5 protein-coding genes are annotated in these 1428 nt (G+C 66.9%); all 5 read left to right on the top strand.

Annotated features, from left to right (window positions below; all coding sequences use genetic code 11):
• Positions 1–123 precede the first annotated feature (123 nt).
• A complete protein-coding gene (locus TSB10P1A_RS23395; RefSeq protein ID WP_186390381.1) occupies positions 124–426 on the top strand; it encodes a hypothetical protein in 303 nt (100 codons plus the stop codon).
• The gene (locus TSB10P1A_RS23390; RefSeq protein ID WP_186390380.1) at positions 423–656 is read left to right on the top strand and encodes a hypothetical protein; all 234 of its coding nucleotides are present in this window, start codon (positions 423–425) and stop codon (positions 654–656) included. Before TSB10P1A_RS23395 ends, TSB10P1A_RS23390 begins: the two co-directional genes overlap by 4 nt.
• Position 657: 1 nt before the next feature.
• Complete coding sequence (locus TSB10P1A_RS23385; protein WP_186390379.1) at positions 658–882, top strand: hypothetical protein; 225 nt, start codon at positions 658–660, stop codon at positions 880–882.
• Position 883: 1 nt separating this feature from the next.
• Positions 884–1105 carry a hypothetical protein gene (locus TSB10P1A_RS23380; protein ID WP_186390378.1) on the top strand — a complete coding sequence of 74 codons (222 nt, stop codon included), beginning with the start codon at positions 884–886 and terminating at the stop codon, positions 1103–1105.
• Positions 1102–1428 (top strand): regulatory protein GemA (locus tag TSB10P1A_RS23375; protein ID WP_186390377.1); only part of this gene is annotated, 327 nt, incomplete at its 3' end. The genes TSB10P1A_RS23380 and TSB10P1A_RS23375, both read left to right, overlap by 4 nt.

The following is a 1428-nucleotide window of genomic DNA, read 5'->3' as shown; positions in this document are numbered from 1 at the left end:
AGTACCCGCTATCGCCGACCGCGTGCTGCTGATCCGCGAAATCGAGGCGGAAATCGGCAGGCCGGCCGAGCATCCGGAGCCGCAGTGGCTGGACGATCTTCTCGATGGCAAGTGGGGGCTGACATGACCAGCGAGACCAACTTCGCCCGGCCTGAAGACCTGCTGGAACGGTCGCTCATCGAGCTGCGGGAAGTGCTGCGCTCCGACGTGGAGACCGCCTGCGATATGACCGGCCCCGCGTCAAACCGGGTGCCGGTGCCCCGCACCTGCGATCTGACTTGGGTGGAGACCCTAACGCGGCTGCTCGCTCTCGTGCGCGAGATCGAGGCGGAGATCGGCACGCCGGCCGATCTCAAGTGGACGCCCGAGCTGGCCGGCCCCGGCTGGCTTACCGACCTCGTGGCCGGCAAGTGGGGGCTGACATGAGTTCGATCTGGATCGATGCCCGCCACATGCGCATCCGCAAGTACACCGCTGCGGCGACGGGTCCGAAGTCCATCGTCCGGGTGGAGATAGAGGTCTCCGAACCGGGCTCGCTCGGCTACCTGCTGAAGGACATCGGCGAGGCACAGCGCGAGGTGGAAGCGGCGCGGACCAAGACCAAGCAGAAGCCGGCCAAGCCGCTGGCGCTGCCCTACTACGAGAGCGAGAGCTGACATGGCCCGCCGCCGCACGCTGACCGCTCAAATACAGGAGGTCGAGCGCGAGCTTGCGATGCGGCGGCGCGTCTATCCCGGTCTGGTGTCCCAGCGGCGCATGCGTGAGGGCGAAGCGGCAGAACACGTGCTGCGTCTGGAATGCGTACTCGACACCCTGCGCTGGCTGAAGGTCAACCGCGATCGGATCAGGGCGGCGCTGAATGAGGGAGAAGGAGGGCTTTGACATGTCCGTCCGCGATCCCGGTGCCCGCCGCCAGGAGCTGCTCGGCGAAGCCCGGCGCCACCGCTACAGGCTGCACCGATTGCCAGGGCTGACCGCCGAGCTTCGGGCGGTCACCACCGAACTTCTGAGACAGGAACTTTCGAAGGCCGCGCAAGGGGCGGCCGTGTCGTCAACCGAGGACCAGGACGAGCGTCCGGACCCTTTGAGATGGTGGGACAGATGACAGCACAGGCGATCATCCATGTCGGGCTCAAGCAGCTCGGCATTGCCGGCGAGGACGCCCGCGACCTGTACGAGCGGGTCACCGGCTCGCGCTCCCTGCGGGCCATGACGCCGCAGCAGCACCAGGTGGTGGTGGACGAGCTGCATCGCCTTGGATTCAAACGCGGTTTGAAGACCGGCTCGGCAAAGCGGGCGAGCGGGCCTTTCGCGGGCAAGCTGCAGGCGCTCTGGATCGCCGCTTATAATCTCGGCGTGGTCAAGACCAGCACCGACGAGGCGATGATGGCCTTCGTCACCCGGCAGACCGGACTTGCGCATGCGCGC

This window comes from Stappia sp. TSB10P1A (assembly GCF_900185725.1).
Classification (GTDB): Bacteria; Pseudomonadota; Alphaproteobacteria; order Rhizobiales; family Stappiaceae; genus Stappia.
This window is presented reverse-complemented; position numbering and strand designations above follow the sequence as displayed.

What these genes read in the sequence shown, in the direction of transcription:
- TSB10P1A_RS23395 (WP_186390381.1), top strand. Translation starts at nt 124, where the DNA reads ATGACCAGCGAGACCAACTTCGCCCGGCCTGAAGACCTGCTGGAACGG.
- TSB10P1A_RS23380 (WP_186390378.1), top strand. Translation starts at nt 884, where the DNA reads ATGTCCGTCCGCGATCCCGGTGCCCGCCGCCAGGAGCTGCTCGGCGAA.
- TSB10P1A_RS23385 (WP_186390379.1), top strand. Translation starts at nt 658, where the DNA reads ATGGCCCGCCGCCGCACGCTGACCGCTCAAATACAGGAGGTCGAGCGC.
- TSB10P1A_RS23390 (WP_186390380.1), top strand. Translation starts at nt 423, where the DNA reads ATGAGTTCGATCTGGATCGATGCCCGCCACATGCGCATCCGCAAGTAC.